A 22,340-nucleotide genomic window follows, 5' to 3' on the forward strand; every position below is an offset into this window, starting at 1 on the left:
GGTTTTGGACGAGCACAGCGATGGACAAATACCGGAATCTCAAGGGTTCTATTTAGGCTTCAATTTGGTGTTTTCGATCTTCCTTCTTGCCTATCCTTCGACATGGCAGTCTGCGACCGCCTGCTTAGGATGACAATCGACACGGCTGTCTTTCAACCTGTCATGGTGAGCCTGTCGAAATACATGACGCTAAGAACCTGCCTCACCGCAGCACATCGAAGCGCTTCATCAGGATGTCTTTATAGGTATGGCTCACCGGAAGTGCTCTTTCATCGCTTAAAATGACCTGATTGTCGGTCAGGTGAATTTGCCTGATCTCATTTAGATTGATAATGTAATTTCGATGGATTCTCAAGAAGTAATGCGCGGGCAACTTCTCTTCCATTTTCACCAAAGAAAGCTGAACTAAAAAGCTTCCTTCCCGGGCATTGATTTTACAGTACTTGCCATCCACCTCTACATACTCAATATTGGAAACGGGAATTTTGATCAGTGACTGTTTGTGCTTCACAAAGAGACTCTCCTCCATGAAAAGGGCATTCTCTTTGACACTCAGCCCCCCCGGTTGCACAGCAAATTTCTCTATGGCCAGCTCTATCGCATACTGTAGCTCCAGTGGATTAAAGGGCTTCAGCAGGTAACTATAAGGGGACACCAGTTTGGCTTGACTGAATGTCTCAAAATCGGCATGCTGAGTAAGGAAAATCAGTGGCCTGGCGGTATTCATGTTCTCCCCCATCCTTTCGGCAAACAGAATACCCTCCGGCTTTCCCTTCAAATAGATGTCCGCCACTATCAGATCTGGCTTCAGCGCATAAAAGAGGCCCAGGCCCTCCGTTAAATTATCGGCAATCCCACAAACAGTATACCCTCCCTTTTCCAGAAACAGCTTCAGTTCGTCGGCCTGATCGGCCTCATCTTCTATCACTAAAACTCTTAACTTTTCCATCTCTTATGCCTCCTTTGCCCGGGGTAATTTTAAAGTTACGATAGTTTTCTGCCCAACCTGACTTTCCACCTCAATGCTTCCCCCATTTCGTGAGACAAAAGCCCGGCAAAGGATCATTCCCAGCCCGGTCCCGGTGGTGCCGTCCGTGCCGGCCTGAATTTTCTCCTGACTGACTTCAAATAGTTGGCTCAGCACCTCCGGCCCCATCCCGCAGCCATTGTCCTCCAGCGCTATGATGACCTCATCTTCCTGCATGGCTGTGGAAATACTTACCCGCCCGCCCGGGGGCGTAAATTTGAGTGCGTTGTCCAAAAGGTTTCTCAACACAATCTTCATGCTCTGGATATCCACGGACACCACAGCGTCGGCTGAAAAATCAGTAACCAGCTCAATGCCCCGCTCCCGGAACATGGGCTCATAATCATACAATACCTGCCCGATCAATCGCCCGGCCACTATGGATTCCCGCACCAGGTGAACCTGATTGGTTTGGTCAAGTGACCACTGCAGGAGGTTGTTCAGTAAGTTCTGAGTGGCATTGAGTAGCGTTCCGTTTTCTGTGGCCAGCGCAAACAAAGTCTCTTTGTCCCTGGCACTGGCGGCTGCAGCCATTTTCTGCTGAGAGCGCTGCAGCGATCTCACAGGGGCTTTAAGGTCATGAGCTACGATGGAAAACAATCGGTTCTTAGCCGTGTCCATCTGCTCCAGCACCCGCTTCTGCGCTGCCATTTGCTTATTGGATCTGCTGACCATGCGGTAGCCAGCAGCCACCACACCGACAAGGATCAACAGCAGCACCGAAGCCAGCAAGTACGCTTTGATTTGCCATCGCTGCCTGGAGAGTTCCGCATTTTTCACCTGCTCCTGCTGCTCCAATATCGTGATTTCACGTTCTCTGATGCCAACTTCATAGGCTTTCTCCTTTTCGGCCATTTCCCATACTTTGTCACGACTCCAGAGGGTGGCCTGCACCTGTTCATACTCCTTGCGATAGCCAAGCGCTTTTTTCAGGTCTCCACGGTTCTCTTCCACTACCGCCATATTCAGGTAAGCATTTCGCAGTACTGCAGGATCCTGAGCAAGAAGCGCATAGTCCAGGCCTTTCTGAAAATACGGGATGGCCTGATCATCCAGGTACTGCTCATAGTACAAGTTGGCCATGTCCATATAGGAAATAGCCAGACCCAACGTATCGCTCATCTCCATTTCAATCCCGATACTTTTCTCAAAATAAAAGGCCGAGCTGTCAAACTTCTTCAGGTGCAAATAGGCAATTCCAAGGTTGTGGTAATAATCACCCCCATTGTTTTCCGAATACCGCTCCACCCAGGGTCTCAGGTAATGAATGGCGGTGGAAAAGGCTTCCTCTTCCAGCAACAAACTGGCCAGCACCGGCTCGATAGCAAAAGCTCCGTAATATGGAGGCCCCAGCTCATCCCTGAGGGTTAATGCCACTTTATACTCCTCAATGGCTCGTCTGATCAAAGATTTCTCATAGAAGATCTTTGCCCTCAGCAGGGACAGCAACAGGCACTTCTCACCTTTGCATTGATCATACTCCGGAACCAGAATCTCGTGAGCCTTGTCGAAATCTCCCGTCTGAAACAAGGCAGTTAGTTCCTCTACCTGATGGCAAGTGGATTCATCCTCACAGGACTCAGCCAAATAAGCCAGGGCTTTCCGATGAAGGCTTGTTGAAGACTCCTGATCAGTTGTGAACAAAAGCATCAAAAAAAACACAAGTGTAACCACTGTCCTGAGCTTAAGTGCCGGGATCCTTCACCGTGGTGACGGTGCCGCGAGAGGTCTCCGGATCGGTATCCACGAGCACCACGTCTTCTACACCCACCGGATGTTTGCTCTCATAGGTGAACCCAATTTGCCATAGAAAATAGCTTCCGGTTCCCTTTTGAGATTTATAGGTGATGGTGATCAACGTGCCCATCAGAGGTCCTTTGTTCAGCTGACGCTCTACCTCGGTGTGTTTGATCTGTTGTTCGTCATGAATGCCAATGGAGATCTTGTCTTCTACCAGCGTAGGCAGGTAGGCATTGATGTAAGCTTTCTTTCGGCCCCCTCCGATATCCTCAAAGTGGACCATTGCATTGTCGCAAAATGGGTAAAGGGGACCTGCAATCTTCTGATAATAAAGTTCTTTAGCTGTAGTGTTGGTTTTTTTCATGGTCAGGAGTTAGCTGTTAGTTGCGGAATTATACAACCCGGGGGCCGTTGGTTCTTATTCCGTGAATATAACATCTCATACCCATTCTCACCCCACTTGTGCCATTTTTTCTAAAGTGGATTTCCGCTAATCATACTTTAGGACTTACAATTCGACAGCAAGAGCAGTCGCGTTGCCATGGCGGACACTGAAAAGCCTTCAAAAGAGTAAGTAAAAAAACAATCTAACTGTAATATTATGCCAACGACAATTCCATACGATCCTTCACTGGTGTTGGGTAACATCGTGACACTGGAAAAGCTCACCAACATTGAGCAAATAAGCCAAGCCGAAGCACCTGTGAATGCGGCTGAGGATGAACTCAACTCACTCATCGCCATGAAGAGAAGTCTGGATATGACCATTCAGGACATGCTCAACATGAATATCGATGCAGATGAGCTGGTACAGGAGTCTGTAAAAGTAGGTCAGAGTATCCAGCAGTCTGCCATCAACTATGCCAAGATAAAACTGGCCGCTGAGCAAAAGATCCAGCCGCTGAGAGCTAAGATAGCGATGATCAACAGCAGCGTGGAAAGCCCGATGGACTACAATAAGTCCCAGATCAAAAAAATGCCACTGGCAGCGGATTCATTGAAGATGAACTGTCAGTATTTTGGGTTCGACAAAAACGAGCAGTCTTCCGATGCCCACGCCTCCACCATCGCCGGATTTGTCAGTGACTCCCTCAGCCTGTTTGGTGGGTATGAGTCGGGTACTGGCACTGTGAAGTCTTCGGTACAGCAGCAGGTTAGCAGTCAGCACCAAAACCACAGCATCGCCGGAACACTCGTGATCAGCATCAACTGTACACACAAAGATGCTTTGCTCCTGGCTCCATACATATTGGACATAGACAAGGCCATCAGGGTCTGGAATCAGGAATTCCCCAAGGATCAACTCAACGTCCTGAGTATTGCCAGCATCATCGAAACCATGATGACCAAGGACTCTCAGGGTGAAAACAAACTGCAGCTGCTCTCAGGCGCCACATTTGGGTCCTGCTTTGTAGGCATGGTGCATGTCCTCAATACCACGGAGACTGACTCCTCCCAGCGCATGTATTCCGTAGCTGAGTCCATTCAGGGCCAGTTTGAAGTTGGAGGCTGGTGGGCCCATGAGACCGGTGGTTTTGGGGTTGACAGTAGCTTTTCCAATGACGCCAAAAACCTGCTGAGCACCCAGAATGTAACCTCCCACTGCACACTCACCGTCATGGGTTCTATCCCCTCCATCAAGGCCAACTCGGTGGACATGTTCGTGAAGGAATTCAACATGAACGACGATCCCCTGAAAGGTGTGCAGACCCTGCAAGGTGCCACAACGGACGAAATGAACACCATCAGCTCCTCGGCTGAGGCCGCCCGTACCGGTCAGCAGATGATCGCCATGAAAAGCGCCGGGATCACAAGCGCACTCAGTGCATTAAGCGATTCTGATAAGAAGAGCAATCAGATCCTCGACACCAACTCCATGATGGATGCCATGCAGGACTACATCAATAAGTGTTTGGCCGGAAACATCGGGGTACCTATCAACTACTACCTGAAGCCCATCACCAAGAGTGAGCTGGCCGGTGCCTGGCTGAAGAAGTACCACCCCAGCAAAATGAATAACGCCCTGGGCAGTGGCGATGACAGTGGTGACAGCAGCAGCTCTTCCGGATCTGGTGCCGGTGACTCCTCGTCTGACGCTTCGTCATCTGCCTCATAAGCCTATCCATGGGAGGTGGAAAAGCATTTCCACCTCCTGATAGCACTCCACCAGGGAAGCCGAAAACTGGAAAATAGAGTAGGCTCTATCAATAATTCTAAAATCATGGCTTTACCACTCATAGCACCCACAGCAGAGCCTGTGGCTTCACAAGTACCTACAACGGCTCAGCGAACGCTGATTGCCGGAACAAGCATTATGATTGGCGGGGTGAGCACTCCCGGCTTCTTCTCATCCCTCCAGGAAGACCCAAACCTGGCCATTATCGGCGACCAGAACGTAGCCTATAATTGTATCTCATGGTCTCATGGAGTCACCAACGCCTGGAACAACCCACCTGCCAACCCTATTGCCTATTACCAGGCACTGGGTTTGAAGACTTGCACGGCAGGTGATGTCAATAAAAAAGTGGCCGTCTGGTTTGATGCAAATGGTGTGACCACCCATGCAGCGATACGGAAACTCGTGACCATAAACGGTCAAAAAGTGTACTCATGGACCTCCAAACTAGGCCAATCCTATTGCATTGCGCATTCTATTGACAGACTAAACGGGAACACCTATGGCAACCCGGCGATGTACTTCAAATAGCCTACAGGCCAATCAAACAACCAGGGTTGCCGAAAACTGGAAATAGAGTAGGCAAAAAACTAAACTAATCATATCATGCCAACTAAAAACTTAATCATTGACGGACATGGAGCGCAATTGACCTCCAGCTTCAATTTCCAACGGGCTCAGGGAAATGAATGCACCCTGTACTCCTACGTGAGAAATGGAATTCCAATTCCCGCTAATCAGTCTGACAACATCATTGCGAAGATTATTAGCGGAAATTTTAGTTCCGAAATAGCCACGCCAACTGCTTCCAGAATTGGAGGCACTCAGGTAGCAGACAGGGTGCTCCATGCCATCGGGGTAAACTCCGGAACACCTGAATGGGACAATGACGGATTGTTTCCCGGGGCCACCAAATCCACAATAGTGGTAAATGGAGTAAATGTGGATGAGCTTTCATCAGGCAACAACGTGTACGTTCGACTACCATTTGGCGCCACCCAAACGGTGAATCTATCAAGCCTTATCAGTCACTACAGCACAGGCCAGTATAATATTTTCTGGACCGTATGTAGATAACAGACAGAAAAATGCCAACCTCTATCCCTTACGACCATCCCTCACTGACGCTAGGCGCTGTGGTGGATACCCAGGTGCTCGATTCATTGGATCAGGTAGCCAGTCTGAATCAGGCCATTGATGCCGCTCAGGACAAAATGAACTCTCTGATCACCATGAAACGCAGTTTGTCCATGACACTCAATGAGCTGCTGGACATGAACGTTGACGTTTCAAACCTGAAGAGTGAAATGAAAGCGCTTGATCCACAGATCTCCCAGGCCGCAACGGGATACCTGAATACTCGCCTCAAAAATGAGGCGAGTATTCAGAAGGTGAGGGAACAGTTGGCAGAACTGAAACAAAACCACATAGAAAGTCCGGTAGACTTTCTCAAATCGAACATCACGCAACGACCGCTGGCTTATGAGTCCATGAAAATGGATGCCCAATACTTCTCTTTTGGGGGCAACCTGGAAGACGATACTTTATCCAATATTGAAACCTATGTGAAAGAAGCCAATAGCGAGCTGGGAAAGGGCGCCGGAGATTTGGCCAAACAAGCCACCGGCCAGATACAGCAGCAGCACCGAAATCACAGCATCTCCGGTACACTCATCATCACGGCCTGCTGCATGCATCGCAATGTATCCCTGATAGAGCCCATGGTGCTGGACCTGCAAAAGGCCATAACTATATGGAATACTACCGTGGGCAAGGGGGATCTCATTGATACCAGTAACCTGGCATCCATGCCACCCGGTAGTACAGCGCCGGCTTCCGGAAGTAAATCCGCAGGGCTGTCCATCATATCCGGGGCGGCCTATGGGTCAAGCTTCGTAGGGATGGTGCATATCCTCAACACGGATTCGGAAGGGCCGGCAGACGGCAAAATAGCCTCCCTGCAAGAGAAATTACAACTGGGCGGCTGGCTGGAAAACCTCACCGGTGGTTTTGGGGTGAATGAAAGTACCCTCAGCGAAGTGAAGAAAACACTGAGCACGCAGCAGGTGTCCTCGCATGTCAGCCTGATCGCGATGGGCGCCATTCCCAGCATTTCATCAAGCAAAATTGACATGGGGGTGAATAGAATCATGCAACCTGACCCGGAGGCCATCAATGCCGTATTGCAAGCCGCCAATAAAGAGGCCGACACGCCCACCGTTTCCACCGGGGCAGATGATGCGCGCCAGGGTAATCAGCTATTGTCCATCCAAAATGCCAAAATAAACACAGTGATGAAAGGGCTGGAGAAAATAGACCATGGCAGCAATCAGGTGATGGACATCAACTCACTCATGAACGCCTTTGATAATTACATCCAATCAATCACCAACGGAGCTACCATTGTGGGCTCGCCAGTACATTTTTACCTCAAGAACATCACGAAATCAGACCTGATCAAAATGTGGCAAAAAAGACATCTGGCAGAGAAAACCTCCGCGGCTGCTCCGCAAAATGATGACACCAATAACCCCTCTAACCCATAAAGCTTTGAAGCCATGAGCAAACCAACCAAACCAGTCATTGAATCAGGAGGGCCAATGAGCGACATTTTCAACGGCTCCATTGCCCTGACCGGGATTTGTCTTTTGATTCTGACCCTTTTTCAGGTCACCGACAAAAGCGCCCTCTATTGGGTGGATGAATGCTTTTACCTCACAGCAGCAGGCTACCTGCTCACCACGGTATCCGCCTATTTGTGCCTGAGAAAACCCGACCAGGACTACCTCAGGCCATTGACAGATCGGCTTTTCCTCTTTAGCCTGGGCAGCACGGTGCTCTCCATTGGGATCCTCATCTATGAATTTCAAGCGCATGCGTAAACTAACTGACCTGGAAAAATCGTGGGTAAAGAGCCTTTCAGAGCTACCCCCAAGCGCGAATCAACCGATAGCAGCCTGGTTAGAAACCGTTTTTTTTAAAGAGGCGGATGGCCGTGCCCTGATCATTCAGGCCAGTGAGGGCTTTGCCGTGCTCTTTTTGACCAATGAGCTGTTCAATGACGAAACCAAAAAAGCGGCGCAAGTCAGTCAGTTTTCTGAATTGGTCTCGTTTCTCCAATACCTGCACCGCGAGGGTTACCTCTCCATCAACCGGGGGAAGGCCACCCGTGACAAGTCTATGTTCTTTATTCAGGATGACTTCATTGACCCCAAAACACAGAACGGGCCGATTGTGCTAAATGCCAAAGGCGAGTACACTGATAATCCGCATAAAATCCTGGACACCAAAAAGAACACCATTTATCAGGGGGTGAGGTTCGATCATGACCAGTTTGATGCCGTCTTATCCACCTGTACGGGCTCAGTGCTCGTATCGGGCGCCATCCGCCAGCTCCTGGAAGATGACCAGGACGCTCCGCACAAAACCAGGGATTCGGGCACGGTCCATTGGAACGAGATCTCCGTCTGGGTAGCGATCCTGGCGGCCATCCTTTGCCTGTTTATCTACCTGCATTACCGGTCTACCCACCACATGCGGGCTCTCTCGCTGGTGGACTACAAGCAAGATCAGCTCAGCAGCAGGTTAGACTCAATGAATGGGCACCTGGAGCAGTTAGCCTCCCAACCGTATGCAGCGACCGTGCAGACCAAGCCAGCCACCCATCGTGGCATTGACATCTCCCGGTGGAATGGTGACATCCTGCAAGCGGTTGACCAGCAAGACCGGCTCTCTTTCGTGATCTGCAAAGCCACACAAGGGAAGTCCTATGTAGACCCGGATTTCCATACCAACTGGAAGTTGATCACGGAAAAAGGCCTGATCAGAGGAGCCTATCACTTTTATGATGCGTCTCAGGACCCCATGGATCAGGCGGAGCATTTTGCGAAAACCCTGGGTGAACTGACGAGTACTGACATAGGGCCCATCCTGGACATAGAGCCGGAGAGCATCCCCGCTGATTTTGAAGTGGACCCTTTACAGCTGCAGGTGGACCTCTACATTTTCCTGCGTCATGTGGAACGCCTGTCGGGCAGAAAACCCATTATCTACACAGACCCAAGCTTCGGTGACCAGTACCTCACCAATGATAAATTCGGGCAGTACGCCCTATGGGTAGCCGACTACACGGAGGCCGCTCAGCCCACCATTCCCAGGATATGGAGTGGAAAAGGGTACAAATTCTGGCAAAAATCTGCCAGCTATGACCTGGACTCCCACCCAACAGACCTGGACTTGTTTAAGGGAGAAAGGGCTGAGATTTATCGGGATTGAGATTTCTGGTGTGGTTTTGCCAAGTTATGGATTTGTTCTAAAATCCTAACACACTTAATGCAACACACTCAAGATTCCGGTATTCTTCGTGCCTCAGAAACCGGAATGACGTTCTTTTCCCGGCCCGTCATTCCGGTTTTGGACGAGCGCAGCGATGGACAAAGACCGGAATCTCAAGGGTTATCGTTAGGCTTTAATCTTATGTTTTCGATCTTCCTTATTGTCTATCCTTCGACACGGCGGTCAACGACCGCCTGCTCAGGATGACAAACGACATGGCAGTATGCAACTGCCTGGCCAGGGGGACCAATCGACACGGCAGTCCTTCAACCTGTCATGGTGAGCCCGTCGAACCATAAGGCAGGTGGATAGTTTTTCCCAGCAAACACACCTTAATTCGACCAAAAAACACTCTGAAAGCTACCCACCCAAGGAAGAGATTCCGGTATTCTTCGTGCCTCAGAAACCGGAATGACGTTCTTTTCCCGTCCCGTCATTCCGGTTTTGGACGAGCGCAGCGATGGACAAAGACCGGAATCTTTAGGGTTCTATTAGGCTTTAATCTCTTGGATTTCGATCTTCCTTCTTGTCTATCCTTCGACACGGCTGTCTGCGACCGCCTGCTCAGGATGACAAACGACACGGCAGTCTTTCAACCTGTCATGGTGAGCTTGTCGAATCCAACAGACAGGTGGTTAGTCTTTCTCATAAAACACTCCTTGATTCGGCCAGAACACACTCTGAAAGCTACCTATCAATGAACAGATTCCGGTATTCTTCGTGCCTCAGAAACCGGAATGACGTTCTTTTCCCGGCCCGTCATTCCGGTTTTGGACGAGCACAGCGATGGACAAAGACCGGAATCTTTAGGGGTTATCATTAGGCTTTAATCTGTTGGATTTCGATCTTCCTTCTTGTCTATCCTTCGACACGGCAGTCTGCGACCGCCTGCTCAGGATGACAAACGGCACGGCTGTCTTTCAACCTGTCATGGTGAGCTTGTCGAACCTATATGGTGAGCTTGTCGAATCCAACAGACAGGTGGATAGTCTTTATCATAAAACACTCCTTATTCGACCAAAACACACTCTGAAAGCCACCCATCCAATGAACAGATTCCGGTATTCTTCGTGCCTCAGAAACCGGAATGACATTCTTTTCCCGGCCCGTCATTCCGAATACGAAGTGTGATCTATGTAACAATCGTCCATTTCTATGTAATGATTTTACCTGCTCCTGCCCCGATCTTTATTCAAAATTAACATTCACGTTTCACAGCGTTCAATCACGCACAAAAACTGATCTATGAAAAATCTATTCAAGCCTATGATTACACTACTGCTGGCTTTAACCCTTTCAGGGGTGAGTTATGCCGCTAAAGAACCCGCAAAAAGCCCAATCCCCATTACTCATCCGATCTCCGCAGAAGAATCAAACCTTCTGCTACTCAGATTAGATGAAATCAAAGCAATGGATAAGGGTGAGATGAGCTCAATGGAAAAGAAAGCACTGCGAAAAGAAGTCAAATCTATTCAAGGGAGACTGGCCACTGGCGGAGTTTATGTTTCTGTTGGAGCACTTATCATCATCATTTTATTGCTTATCATCCTGCTGTAGATAAAAAATTGATGATATCGCAGGGTCCAAACAGATCCTGATAGCAAACAAAATTGTGGAGTTGAGAGACTCCTTTTTTTTGAAGAGATCAAATTACCTTTAATGGCAACCCTTAAAAATCTAAAAAGAAAAGACCTTCATTGTTTTTGAATCATAGAATACGTCCCAAATTCTGTGGTGATTCCTCGGTCATCAAAAGTGGATACGAGGACGTTTAGCTTATTTGATCCGCAAACAACAACTATCACAAACACTTATCAAATGAATACTTATATGAAAAAACAAATACTGCTTTTAATCATGACCCTATCCTTGTCATCTGTAGGCTTTGCACAGGATTATACCACCGGAATCGGTATTCGCGGCGGCTACTTTAATGGTCTCACCATCAAGCATTTCGTTGGTGATAAGGCCGCATTCGAAGGTATCCTCACCAGCAGGTGGAGGGGATTTCAGGTAACAGGACTATATGAGATCCATAACCAGGCTTTCCATACACCCAGACTCAACTGGTACTATGGCTTTGGAGCTCACATAGGATTCTGGGACGGAAACGAAACCAATTGGGGGAATCGTGGAGATACCTATACTGTGTTAGGAATAGATGGTATTTTGGGTATAGAATACAATTTTTCTGAAATACCAATCAATATTGGGATCGACTGGAAACCCAGCCTGAACCTGGTCGGTTATTCCGGGTTTTGGGGTGACGGGGGAGCCCTTTCCATCCGATATATTTTCTAAGCACAGCAAGGGCAAGCCAACTTTAGAGGCTTGCACTTGTTCTGGCGAATCTGTGAATGATGTAATAATACGAACGATAGATATAACAACCAGCTCAGATTATCTATCGACTTTTACTTGAATCATGACATCAATCTCATTTTTAAACAAACTCCAAAATGTCCAAAACAAAGGGTAAAGAAGGAAAGGCCAAGTCTGATAAGACTGCCCCGGCTAAGAATTTGATGGAAAAGCGTGCGGCCAAGGAAGCCAAGCGAGAAGCTAAGAAGAATTCCTAAAATCAACCATTTCCAGGCTGGTAATAAAGTGGGGCAGGTGTAACATCCTGCCCCTTTATCAATGCCCCTTTCCTGAGCGGATAGGGATAAAACCACACGAAGTGCCTCCCCTCTTATTAGGTCATCTACTTCCTCATATGTATGCCCCGAAGCAGCACCCCTGTCACCTCTCCACGCCTGTCGGACTTGCCCAAACCTACCCTGTCACCTCTAAGTCAGGGATGTGATAGATCAGAAGGCAGAAATGTCCCTGAAGATCGTTTAACCATAATTCTTAGCTTACCTTACAGGTTATGGATATTATACGAAGTTGGAGAGAGCAAAAAGTAATGCTAAAATGGAGGTATCCTATTCTGCAAGACCTGGACTTTGCCTTTGAAGAAGGAGAAAGAGAAAAAATGTGCTCAAAACTGGCCGAAAAACTCAATAAGACCCGATCTGAGTTGGAAGCGCTTTTTGCAGACCTGCAGCTGCATTAGTGCGGGGATGCCTGTATGGGGACCCCTGACAGTATGCTCCAAAACACCCCGTCCATTCCTGGTACGGGGTACTCACTATACGGTGGCCACAAAGCTGACCTTCACTAACTTAAACCTCAATTCTTTCCAATTTTCGCATTCTCATCGGTAGTCAAGGCTTCAAAACCAATGTTGACCCCCAGGCCCAGCCAGGTTTTTCCATCATAAATCCAGTCGGCAGACCGATCCTTAAGACCAAGCTTGTCCCACCCCACAAATGCGCCAATATTGATTTGTTCATTAGGCCAGTAAACTAATCCCAATGAGATGGTCAACGCCGAAGCAGTGCGATTTTCTGGTACGTCGCTATTGAGAGAATCAAGTGCTATACTGGTCAGCCCCAGACCTAGCGAACCATCCACCATAGAATGCTTTTCTTTCCTTGAACCTACCCCAAATACCAGATTGGCAGTAAGCGAAAGGCTGGACTCAAAGTCGAAAGGTTCACCCTTGCCACCTACTCCCCTCAGGCGAAATGGCACCGTATAGACTCCTACTTTGGCTCCTTTGTATCGGCTATAAAGCGGTCTGGTAATCTCTTTAAACTCCTTTTTCGACATCACCCAGGTGACCGGCGTGTTGTAGGTTTTATACAGACCTTGATCATTGAAATTAAGATAGCTGTAATAAACACTGTCATCACTCAAATGATCGATAATTACCTTATAACCCGAGGAAACATCATAAGAAGTCCGCTTATTGGTTGTATCCACATATTTTTGATCTGTATTTGCTGCTACTTTTGAAGCAGTAAACTGATACAACTGCCCCACCTGAAGTGATTCTTCAGTGGCTGACTGACCCGATACACCCAGGAATAAGGTCAGGAATGAAAGTGATAGTAAGTATCTCATAATGATGAAATTAAGTTCATTCGAATCTCATCATTCCCATAAGGATCCACAATCGCCATTAATGGGTATTTTAACCAACGGTACCGTCTCTCCCGTGACATTTTCATTCACGCCTTTCTGAAACCCAGCCTTTTTATTGACCGTATCAACGGCATTGATCAACTGTTTTCAAAAATGAACCAACCAACTACCCACCCGGGCCCGGCGCTCATACTCATAGACATCCAAAGTGCCTTCGACGACCTGGCCTACTGGGGCGGAGAGCGCAATCATCCCGAGGCTGAACAGCGGGCTTCCGAACTCCTGAATCTTTGGAGGGCCCAACGTTTTCCGATCTTTCACATTAAACACTGCTCCACCACACCGGGATCACCCCTGCACCCTTCGCACCCGGGCAATGCCATTCATCCGCTGGTGGCGCCCCTGCCAGGCGAAACCGTCATCGAAAAAAACGTCAACAGTGCTTTCATTGGCACTGACCTGAAAGCGCAATTGGATCAGGCCCACATCACGGAGCTGGTCATAGCAGGCCTCACCACAGACCACTGTGTATCCACCACCACCCGCATGGCTGGAAACCTGGGCTTTGAAACCTCGCTGGTGGATGATGCCACGGCTACTTTTTGCAAGCAAGGGAAAGACGGCCAGCTCTTTAGTGCGCAGCTCATCCACGACACGGCCATTGCGAGCCTGAGCGGAGAGTTTGCCCAAATAGTCACTACCCGGGACCTCCTGGAGCGATGGAAAGACCAGGAGGTATTAAGCTGATGGCCTGATGATGTTCGCCAGTCAATTTCCGGCTCAGACGACCATCTCCAGGTTGCGAAACCATCCTGCACCGGATGGCCAGGACCTGGCATGGCCGGATGTACTGGTGCAATCACGATACCGGGCCATTGAGAAATCCGTACCGGAAAGCTCCTTTGCCCTTTTCACCCTCCAATCTCCCGGAGAGGCCACCCTAAGGGTAGGCGGAAAGACACTCCAAATCTGCCACCAGACACTTTGCCTCGTCAACCCCTATCAGTCCTTCGAATACCGCATCGAAGCGAAGGAGGCCGTGGAAGTTCAGAACCTTCACCTGAGCCTGCACACCTATCAGCAACTGATGAGTCTGATGGCGCCCAACCAGGATCGGTTGCTGGAATCCCCGCATGAAAGCATGGAAACCCCCGAATGGTCGCATCACCTGTACTATATGGAAAACCCCCTGCGGGATCAGCTCAACCGATACAATCAACTGAATCCCGAGGATTTTCTGGTCGGCATAGGCGCACTGCTGCAAGACCTTTACCGGGAAAATGAGTATTCCTCCAGGCGTATCCCTTCACAGAAAAGATCCACTCAGAGAGAGCTTGCCCGGAGAGTGGCCATCGGACGCGACCTCATCTTCAGCCAGTATCACGACCCCCGGCTCACGCTGGACCGGATCTGTGCCGAGGTATTCATGTCCAAATTCCATTTCATTCGGATATTTAAGCAAGCCTATGGGCTCACACCCCATCAGCTCATCCGGCATATCAGGATCATCAAAGCGCAGGAATACCTGAAAGCCGGCAACATGACCCTGGAGCACATTGCCTACAAGGTGGGCCTGCAGGAACCCAATTCCCTCTACCCACTTCTGCGCAATGCCGGAGTTAATTAGCAATTTTGAATAGGTACCCCACTCCTCTTCGCGCCTAGCTTTGGCATAAAAAAAGCTTATGGAACTTCTACACATCAGAAACGCCACCCTCAAAATCAACTACGGAGGCCACACTTTCCTCATCGATCCTTACTTTGCGGAAGCCGGCTCACAACCTTCCTTTGCAGGAAAAGCCAGCAACCCCACGGTGCCACTCCCCATGAACACGGATGAGATTCTCATGGGGGTAGACTGTGTCCTGGTCTCCCACCTTCACCCGGACCATTTTGATGAAGCGGCACAGGCGACCATCCCCAGGAACCTGCCCATCTACTGTCAACCTGAAGACGTGGACACCATCCGAAGTGCGGGCTTTCTGGCGGTACATCCCCTGCAGGATCAGGTGCAACTAGGTGAGATCACCCTGACCAGAACACCGGGTCAGCACGGTACCGGGAGTATTCTCCCCCTGATGGGTGTGGTTTCCGGATTTGTGTTTCAACATCCGGGTGAAAGGACCGTCTACTGGTGTGGAGATACGGTCTGGTATGAAGGCGTGCAGCAAAACATCGACAGGTACCAACCTTCATTGATTGTCTGTCACGCGGGCGCTAACAAATTTTTCAAAGAACACAACGTATTCGGTCCGGCATACACCGGAGACAGTGATGTGCTCATCATGGATGTCGCGCAGGTATCCCGTCTTTGTGACTATGCTCCGGACAGCCAGGTGGTAGCCACCCATGTGGGAGCCCTGGATCACGAAACCGTCACGAGAGCGGAATTGAGGGCAGCACTGAAAAAAAGTGTGGACTCAGACCAACTATTTATCCCCGAAGATGGTCAGACTTTGGTATTTGATCAACCATTAAAAACATCTCAACCATGATTAAAAACAAACTGGGACAACTGGGACTGGAATTACCCAGCCCTTCAGTTCCGGGAGGGAATTACACCTCATTCCACATCAGAGGCCATATCGCCTATGTGGCCATTCAGTTTCCCATTCAGAGTGGCGAGTACCTTTTTCAGGGAAGATTGGGACAAGACCTTAACACCGAAGATGGGTACCAGGCCATGCAGCTATGTGCACTCAATGTGCTGGCGCAAATCAACAAGCACACCTCTCCCAATCAGTTGGAAGGGCTTAATCACATTGATGCCTACTACCAAAGCACTGAAAGCTGGGACGAAGCTCCGCTCATCGTCAACGGCGCTTCGGATCTGTTTGTGAATGTACTCGGCGACAAAGGCATCCATACGCGCTCCATCGTTGGGGTTCACACCCTTCCGAGGGGGTTCAGCGTGGGGCTTTCGGCATCACTGACCCTGCGCAAACCAGCTCGCGGCTGGGTGTGGCTTTAATCGTCCTGTTAGCGGAGGTGGTCCAAATCTTCCCGGGTGTCTATGTCGATTTCGCCTTTTTCCAGGTGCCGTAAGATCGGCCGGTCGGCATGGGCTGTAAGGATTTTTTTAGCTCCGGATTGATCACCGATGGACAACAGGTCCTGAAAGTAGCGCTTAGGGAAAATGGCCGGCACACCCTGTACACCCTGATATTCGGATGCCACGATGGACTGGCTGTTGTATGTAAAAAGATCCAGCAGCCCATTGAGGTGTGTGGTGGTCAGAAAAGGCTGGTCACAGACGGCTATCAATACCCCATCTAAGGTGGGCTGAGTTTCCAGCAGTCGGAGCATTCCAAATTTCAGGGAGTGACCCATCCCCTTTTCCCAGGCTTCATTGACACAGGTACTGGTGGCCAGGTGCTCAATGACGGGCAAATGTTCCTGGAACCGCGCGCCCAGCACCGTTAGGGTGTGATCCAGTCGCGAGCTGAGCAAGGTTTCCAGGGTGTGGCTGAGGAGGGGCTGATGGTTAAATTCTACCAGCTGCTTTGACTGTCCCAAACGGGAAGAAGACCCCGCAGCCAACAGCAAGCCACCGACTACCGGCTTATCCAATTTGCTGCTGATCATCCTCGGAGTGGAGATACACCTGCTTGAAGACCTGATCGTCTATGCCCTGTCGCTTATGAATAGGCCCCTTGTGGTACTTCAGAAATCCGCCAGATCGTCCGGCAAATTTCGCCAGCACTTCAGATAAAATGGACAGTGCAATCTCATCGGCAGTTTCGGCTCCAATATCCAACCCTATCGGACTATGAATCCTTTGATGGTCTTGTTCCGTGAGGTTGATTTTGGCTTCCGCCAGGGCTGCAAACAGTTTGTCAGCACGCTTCTTAGGGCCGAGGATGCCTATGTACGGAGCTTCAGATTTCACCACCTGCTTCAGCACTTCCAGGTCATAGTCATAATTATGTGACATCAGTACAATGGCCGTGTAGGGAGTCACCCGAATCTCCCGGGTCACGAAACCCCGTTGACAGGAAACCAACTGATCGGCCATCGGAAAGTGCACCGGCGCCAAATGGGCGATGCACTCATCACTGATGGTCACCCGCCAACCGAGGCCTTTCGCCAGGTTAACCACAGGCTGAGCATCGGCACCTGCTCCGAATATCAGCACTTCTATGGAGGGCTCTACCACCTCAAAGAGTACCTCTAAAGTGCCTCCAGCTACGGGATAAGTCCTGGTCTCCGATTTTCTGGATGTCAGGATCGCTGCCAAATCCGCTCCAATTTTGGCCGTAAGGGCATCTGAACAATAGTCAGCATTTAAACCCTCGTCATTCAAAAGCAACAGCCTTTCACCCGCAATGATTTTTGGATCATCCGAATGATAAACCAGCGCGGCCACCCCGATCTTACTGAGGGTCAATAACCCCCGAAGGTGATCGAGTGCATCCAACTCACCCGTGCCGGCTACAGGCTCCAGCAGCACATCCACCACGCCATTGCATCCCAGACCAATGCGCAATTCATTGTGATCATCATCCATGGTGTCATAGGTGACCAGCATGGGCTGCTGGCTCCGCATCACTTGTCTGGCTTTGCGCATGGCATCCCCCTCCAGGCACCCGCCGCTGATGCTTCCTACCCATTGTCCATTGTCGAGAATGAGCATTCTGGCACCCGGATTTCGGTAAGACGATCCCGACACCCGTACTACTGTGGCTAAAACCACTTTCCGGGCCGAAAAATCAATCTTATCGTAGGACTCAATGATGTTTTTAACTTCTTTCATATCAAATCATTTCCAATGAACGCTCCGTCTGCGCCGCAGTGCTAAAGGGCTGATTGTAATAACGCTGTTTGGTTGCCCGATACATGGCATTGGCCAGTGCCCCAATGGCGGGCGGCAGGGAGGGTTCGCCCAGACCTGTGGGGCTAATGTCGTTTTCCACAAAGAAGGTCTCTATTTCCAGAGGAGCTTCGGCATGTCGTATCAGGCGATAGTTATGAAAATTGCTCTGCTCTGGCGCACCGTTTACAAAGCTCAGCTCACTGTACATCGCATGCCCGATCCCGTCAATGATTCCACCTTCTATCTGGTTCAGTGCACCCTCCAGATTCACTACGATTCCGCAATCTACGGCGCACCACACTTTCTTGATTTTGATCTGATCTTCTACTTTGATCAGATCTATCACCTGAGCTACGTAAGAGTTGTGACAAAAGTAAGCCGCCACCCCCCTGGAAACACCAGGCATATCGGCTCCCCAGTTGGCCTTTTCCTTTACCAGCTTCAACACTCCGGCATAGCGCGCCGGTTCATAATCATTCTTTTCTCCCACAGGCGAGCTAATCGCCCGTTCGAACAGCTGCAAACGGAAGTCTATCGGGTCCTGGCCGGCAGCCTCGGCTACCTCATCCAAAAACGCCTGCTCAGCTCCGGCCGTGAAATTGGAATTGGGCGCACGCCATGCTCCGGTGGAGATATTGGAGGTGACTGCAGTACCCACTGCCCGGTAGTTGTCAACCGTCCCTGCCGGGAAACGATTCGCAAAAATGGGGTTACTGTCAATGCCCACCCCTTTTACTTCATAGGCCATCAGCTCATTCTCCGCATTCAGCCCAGCCTTGAAAGTCATCCTGTAAGCCGGGCGGTAAGTACCCTGTGAGATGTCATCTTCCCGGGTATAAACAAGCTTCACGGGAGCCTTCATGCGTTGAGAAATGGCCGCTGCTTCCAGTCCGAAGTGCCCGTATAGCCGGCGACCAAAGCCACCACCCATGCGGGTCATTTTCACCTCTATGTTTTCCAAAGGCATTCCCAGTAAACTCGAAATGGATTTTTCCATGTATTCGGGTGTTTGGATGGGACCTACCAATTCGGCTTTGTTTTCTGTCACATCCGCAAAGAAGTTCATGGGCTCCATGGTGTTGTGGGCCAGAAAAGGCGCTGTAAAAGTCCTTTCGATCACCTTAGCCGCCTTTGCAAAGGCCTGATCCGGCTGACCATCAATACGCCGAACGTCGGCTTCAGCAGTGTTTTCCAGCGCTCGTGCCAGTTGATCCTGATGATCTTCCGTATTCTCCAAGGGGGTCACCTGCTCCCACTCGGCCACAATGGCCTTCTTGGCTTTCATCACCTGCCAGGTAGAAGTGCCTACCACAGCAATCAGCTCAGGAAAAGCATTCGTGTCTGACCATTGGCGCTCCTCGGGAGCAGTGTTGATGGTGAACACATCCCTGATCCCGGGCATCGCTCGGGCCTTTTGATCATCCATTGATTTGAGCTTCATCCCAAACGCAGGAGGATGTACAATCATGGCAATGAGCATGCCCTCACGATGATAGTCCAGACCGAAAAGCGGCTGTCCGGTGATGATTTTCTTCGCATCTACATTGCGCACCCGGCTACCCACCAATTTGAAATCCGTGGGATTCTTGAGTTCGACTTCCGACGGTACAGGAATGGAAACGGCTGCACCTGCTACGGCACCATAGGTAGTGGACTTGCCACTGCGCTTGTGGGTAATCACACCCTTTTCTGTGGTGAGCTCGTTCACATCCACTTTCCATTCATTGGCTGCTGCTTCCATGAGCATCCTCCTGGCCGTGGCGCCTGCCATGCGCAGGGGTTCCCACCCGCGCCTGATGGACTGGCTGCCTCCGGCTAGCTGGCCCTGATAAAGATCGGTGTTGAGCTTGGCCTGCTCCACCACCACGTTTTTCCAGTCTACGTCCAGCTCCTCTGCCACGATCATCGGCATGGAGGTCTTTACGTTCTGACCAATTTCGGGATTGGGAGAGAATATGGTCACCAACCCGGTATCGCCAATTTTGATAAAGCCATTCATATCAAACCACTCCTCCGGAATGGCCAGGGCCGTTTCGGTTTTTGGCATGCATCCGGACAACCAGCTAAAACCCAGTACCATGCCGCCGCCTGCGGCAGCTGATACTTTCAGAAAAGACCTTCGATTGAATTGTGTTGTTATAAGTGTCATGGTAATGCCTTTAAAGATCAGTTGGTTTGCGCTGCTATTTTGATGGCCGCCTTGATTCGGGTGTAGGTACCACAGCGGCAGATGTTGCCATTCATGGCTGCATCAATTTCTTCGTCCGTAGGACTTGAGTTTTGACTCAGCAAGGCGGCAGCATTCATGATCTGACCAGCCTGACAATATCCGCACTGAGGGACATCCTTCTCTTCCCAGGCTAACTGGAGGGGGTGATCACCTTTTTCTGACAGTCCTTCAATGGTAGTAAGCGCTTTATCCCCTACTGAACTCACGGGGATTGAGCATGATCTCACCGCATATCCATCCATCAATACTGTGCAAGCACCACACTGTGCCATGCCACATCCGTATTTTGTACCTACCAGCCGCAGATGATCCCGGAGCACCCAGAGCACCGGGGTATCAGCATCTACCTCCACAGATTGACGACTGCCATTAATTTTCAGAACGTATGAAGCCATTGATATTAAGTTTGATTTTATAGAAAACTTTCCCTCCGGAATGCGCTCAAAATAAGCCACTCCAGTTGCAAAGGAATTTATAAATTTTTTGGCAGACTTCACTACACTGAACGACGGGATGTCGATGTAATACATTACTCAGTCCTCGTGTACTCGGTCAGCTCGGTGCTGGGCGCAATCACCGTGCGGTTGTCCCACAAATCAGGAGCATTGGAATACTCCTTTCTGAAAAGCACCACCGGAGGCTGTTTCACCAGGTTAAAATCGTTCGCTTTCAGGGGTTTCCGATCCAGAATGAGCAGTTCCCAATCACTGTGTATCTCAAAGGTAAGCGAAGCACTCAGCTTGATTTCATTCAGCTCTTTGTCGATCAGAAAGCGCTTTTGCTTTTTCATGATGGTAAAATCGCGCTCCAGCGAGGCTGTTTCATGCTGCTGTGCATGGATGTATTTCACAAAATACCCGTCTGACCCCTTCTCGAATATTACACGTCCTTTCTTGGAGTTCATAGAATGACCAAATCCCAGTAAGTGGAAGTTTTCGTTACGTTTACCCGGAGCATAAGCAAAGTCTAATTGCAGGATGGCAAAGGATTCTGTGGAGACATACAATGTTCCTTCAAACAAGCCTCTTTCGCGCGGAGCAAATGATAGTGCATAAACCAGTTCTCCGTTGAACACGGTTATTTCATTCACGTGATAATCATACCGATTGGTTTTGGTGATGAATTCCCAATTATCACTCTTCAGGCTGCCATAGTCTTTGAGGAGGAAGGACACCTCTTTACTGAGCTGGTGTGTGGATACCCTGTAGTGCAGTGAGTCTGCCTCAGCTTCCACCGCCGCTGAGTCGGGATGGGTATCGGCCTTCATGGCAAAAATTCCCGAGCGGAATTTATAATAGACCTCTTCGTTGCTTTTACTCTTTTCAATGTCCTCAAAAAATGCCCCCAGCTTCTTTTCAATAGTGGCGGTAAGGTCCTGCATCGCTCCTTCCTCCAAAGAAATAGCTTCCTCTGGCACCAGCTTATGCTCATCGCCGTGTTGATAAAAGGATACGATGGCATCCTGATACTCTGTGAATTCATCAGGCAGCATCTCTATAAACCCCTCCAGTGATTCCTTATCCATTCCTACAAAGTCTGAGTGCCTGACCCGGATCTGATTGCTTTCAGGAAAGGGTGTCCGCTCAAATTTGTGATAAAACATGCGGCGCACCTCTGACCGGTTGGGATGATTTACAGGGTAGTGCTCTCGCACCCTGGCGATGATGTCAAGACCCGTGAGTTGTCTGGAGTAAACTGTAATGGCATTCAGATTGATCTCGGCCTGTCGCAGATAAACCGGTGTGCTTTTTCTGAAATCCCGGGCCGCTAACTTCAGCGTCTCATACCCCATGTAGCTGAATAGCAGCGTGTCTGTGGGCAGAATGGATTCACTGCTCAAAACGAAATGCCCATCTGCATTAGAGATGGTTCCCAATTGGCTGCCCATCACTGCTATGCTGGCAAATGGAAGCGGCATGTGCGTTTCGGCATCCAACACCTGACCGGATATCACATTTCCCAGTGCCCTCACGGCAAAAACACACAGGATCAACCAAAGGCAATATCGCTTCATTGTGGCAGTAAACATAAGCAAGGCCCTCGTCAA

General features: G+C 49.7%; 22 protein-coding genes. 13 read left to right on the forward strand and 9 right to left on the reverse strand.

The window, feature by feature from the left end; all coding sequences use genetic code 11:
• Window positions 1-202: 202 nt before the first annotated feature.
• The 3 genes from RIH33_RS11400 to RIH33_RS11410 are packed head-to-tail and all read right to left on the reverse strand — an operon-like array spanning window position 203 to window position 3,131.
• A complete protein-coding gene (locus RIH33_RS11400; protein ID WP_406652913.1) occupies window positions 203-949 on the reverse strand; it encodes a LytR/AlgR family response regulator transcription factor in 747 nt (248 codons plus the stop codon).
• 3 nt (window positions 950-952) lie between these two features.
• Window positions 953-2,677, reverse strand: a complete 1,725-nt coding sequence (locus RIH33_RS11405; RefSeq protein WP_406652915.1) for an ATP-binding protein — start codon at window positions 2,675-2,677, stop codon at window positions 953-955.
• Window positions 2,678-2,711: 34 nt separating this feature from the next.
• Window positions 2,712-3,131 carry a hypothetical protein gene (locus tag RIH33_RS11410; RefSeq protein WP_406652917.1) on the reverse strand — a complete coding sequence of 140 codons (420 nt, stop codon included), beginning with the start codon at window positions 3,129-3,131 and terminating at the stop codon, window positions 2,712-2,714.
• A gap of 237 nt (window positions 3,132-3,368) precedes the next feature.
• Here RIH33_RS11410 and RIH33_RS11415 point away from each other — a divergent pair, with 237 nt between their 5' ends.
• The 9 genes from RIH33_RS11415 (at window position 3,369) to RIH33_RS11455 (ending at window position 12,336) form a co-directional block, all read left to right on the forward strand.
• On the forward strand, window positions 3,369-4,883 hold the full coding sequence (locus tag RIH33_RS11415; protein ID WP_406652919.1) for a hypothetical protein: 1,515 nt from the start codon (window positions 3,369-3,371) through the stop codon (window positions 4,881-4,883).
• A 15-nt stretch (window positions 4,884-4,898) separates the two neighbouring features.
• On the forward strand, window positions 4,899-5,474 hold the full coding sequence (locus tag RIH33_RS11420; RefSeq protein ID WP_406652921.1) for a hypothetical protein: 576 nt from the start codon (window positions 4,899-4,901) through the stop codon (window positions 5,472-5,474).
• Window positions 5,475-5,549: 75 nt separating this feature from the next.
• The gene (locus RIH33_RS11425) at window positions 5,550-6,020 is read left to right on the forward strand and encodes a putative adhesin (protein WP_406652922.1); all 471 of its coding nucleotides are present in this window, start codon (window positions 5,550-5,552) and stop codon (window positions 6,018-6,020) included.
• Window positions 6,021-6,031: 11 nt separating this feature from the next.
• Window positions 6,032-7,489, forward strand: coding sequence for a hypothetical protein (locus RIH33_RS11430; RefSeq protein WP_406652924.1), 1,458 nt, complete (start codon window positions 6,032-6,034; stop codon window positions 7,487-7,489).
• A gap of 12 nt (window positions 7,490-7,501) precedes the next feature.
• On the forward strand, window positions 7,502-7,825 hold the full coding sequence (locus RIH33_RS11435) for a hypothetical protein (RefSeq protein WP_406652926.1): 324 nt from the start codon (window positions 7,502-7,504) through the stop codon (window positions 7,823-7,825).
• Window positions 7,818-9,218 carry a GH25 family lysozyme gene (locus RIH33_RS11440; RefSeq protein ID WP_406652928.1) on the forward strand — a complete coding sequence of 467 codons (1,401 nt, stop codon included), beginning with the start codon at window positions 7,818-7,820 and terminating at the stop codon, window positions 9,216-9,218. Before RIH33_RS11435 ends, RIH33_RS11440 begins: the two co-directional genes overlap by 8 nt.
• A 1,305-nt stretch (window positions 9,219-10,523) precedes the next feature.
• On the forward strand, window positions 10,524-10,835 hold the full coding sequence (locus tag RIH33_RS11445; RefSeq protein WP_406652929.1) for a hypothetical protein: 312 nt from the start codon (window positions 10,524-10,526) through the stop codon (window positions 10,833-10,835).
• A gap of 273 nt (window positions 10,836-11,108) precedes the next feature.
• Window positions 11,109-11,579, forward strand: coding sequence for a hypothetical protein (locus tag RIH33_RS11450; RefSeq protein WP_406652931.1), 471 nt, complete (start codon window positions 11,109-11,111; stop codon window positions 11,577-11,579).
• A gap of 571 nt (window positions 11,580-12,150) precedes the next feature.
• Window positions 12,151-12,336 carry a hypothetical protein gene (locus RIH33_RS11455; protein ID WP_406652932.1) on the forward strand — a complete coding sequence of 62 codons (186 nt, stop codon included), beginning with the start codon at window positions 12,151-12,153 and terminating at the stop codon, window positions 12,334-12,336.
• A gap of 116 nt (window positions 12,337-12,452) precedes the next feature.
• On the opposite strand, the gene RIH33_RS11460 is transcribed toward RIH33_RS11455, so the two are convergent.
• Window positions 12,453-13,229 carry a hypothetical protein gene (locus RIH33_RS11460; RefSeq protein ID WP_406652933.1) on the reverse strand — a complete coding sequence of 259 codons (777 nt, stop codon included), beginning with the start codon at window positions 13,227-13,229 and terminating at the stop codon, window positions 12,453-12,455.
• Between the two features lie 174 nt (window positions 13,230-13,403).
• Here RIH33_RS11460 and RIH33_RS11465 point away from each other — a divergent pair, with 174 nt between their 5' ends.
• From RIH33_RS11465 to RIH33_RS11480, 4 genes are read left to right on the forward strand one after another with little or no spacing between them, the layout of a single operon-like run.
• On the forward strand, window positions 13,404-13,997 hold the full coding sequence (locus RIH33_RS11465) for a cysteine hydrolase family protein (protein ID WP_406652934.1): 594 nt from the start codon (window positions 13,404-13,406) through the stop codon (window positions 13,995-13,997).
• A gap of 7 nt (window positions 13,998-14,004) precedes the next feature.
• Window positions 14,005-14,877 carry a helix-turn-helix transcriptional regulator gene (locus RIH33_RS11470; protein ID WP_406652935.1) on the forward strand — a complete coding sequence of 291 codons (873 nt, stop codon included), beginning with the start codon at window positions 14,005-14,007 and terminating at the stop codon, window positions 14,875-14,877.
• Window positions 14,878-14,935: 58 nt separating this feature from the next.
• A complete protein-coding gene (locus tag RIH33_RS11475; RefSeq protein ID WP_406652936.1) occupies window positions 14,936-15,745 on the forward strand; it encodes an MBL fold metallo-hydrolase in 810 nt (269 codons plus the stop codon).
• Entirely contained in the window at window positions 15,742-16,221 is a 480-nt protein-coding gene (locus tag RIH33_RS11480; RefSeq protein WP_406652938.1) for a RidA family protein, read from the forward strand. Before RIH33_RS11475 ends, RIH33_RS11480 begins: the two co-directional genes overlap by 4 nt.
• An 8-nt stretch (window positions 16,222-16,229) precedes the next feature.
• On the opposite strand, the gene RIH33_RS11485 is transcribed toward RIH33_RS11480, so the two are convergent.
• From RIH33_RS11485 to RIH33_RS11505, 5 genes are all read right to left on the reverse strand, one after another.
• The gene (locus tag RIH33_RS11485; protein WP_406652939.1) at window positions 16,230-16,835 is read right to left on the reverse strand and encodes an NTP transferase domain-containing protein; all 606 of its coding nucleotides are present in this window, start codon (window positions 16,833-16,835) and stop codon (window positions 16,230-16,232) included.
• Window positions 16,813-18,003, reverse strand: coding sequence for an XdhC family protein (locus tag RIH33_RS11490; RefSeq protein ID WP_406652941.1), 1,191 nt, complete (start codon window positions 18,001-18,003; stop codon window positions 16,813-16,815). Before RIH33_RS11490 ends, RIH33_RS11485 begins: the two co-directional genes overlap by 23 nt.
• Window position 18,004: 1 nt before the next feature.
• Window positions 18,005-20,212: a molybdopterin cofactor-binding domain-containing protein gene (locus tag RIH33_RS11495; protein WP_406652942.1), complete on the reverse strand. Its 2,208-nt coding sequence runs from the start codon at window positions 20,210-20,212 to the stop codon at window positions 18,005-18,007.
• A gap of 17 nt (window positions 20,213-20,229) precedes the next feature.
• Window positions 20,230-20,688 carry a (2Fe-2S)-binding protein gene (locus RIH33_RS11500; protein ID WP_406652944.1) on the reverse strand — a complete coding sequence of 153 codons (459 nt, stop codon included), beginning with the start codon at window positions 20,686-20,688 and terminating at the stop codon, window positions 20,230-20,232.
• Between the two features lie 134 nt (window positions 20,689-20,822).
• The gene (locus tag RIH33_RS11505) at window positions 20,823-22,307 is read right to left on the reverse strand and encodes a carboxypeptidase-like regulatory domain-containing protein (RefSeq protein WP_406652945.1); all 1,485 of its coding nucleotides are present in this window, start codon (window positions 22,305-22,307) and stop codon (window positions 20,823-20,825) included.
• Window positions 22,308-22,340 lie beyond the last annotated feature (33 nt).

The organism is Marinoscillum sp. (assembly GCF_040222955.1).
GTDB lineage: Bacteria > Bacteroidota > Bacteroidia > Cytophagales > Cyclobacteriaceae > Marinoscillum.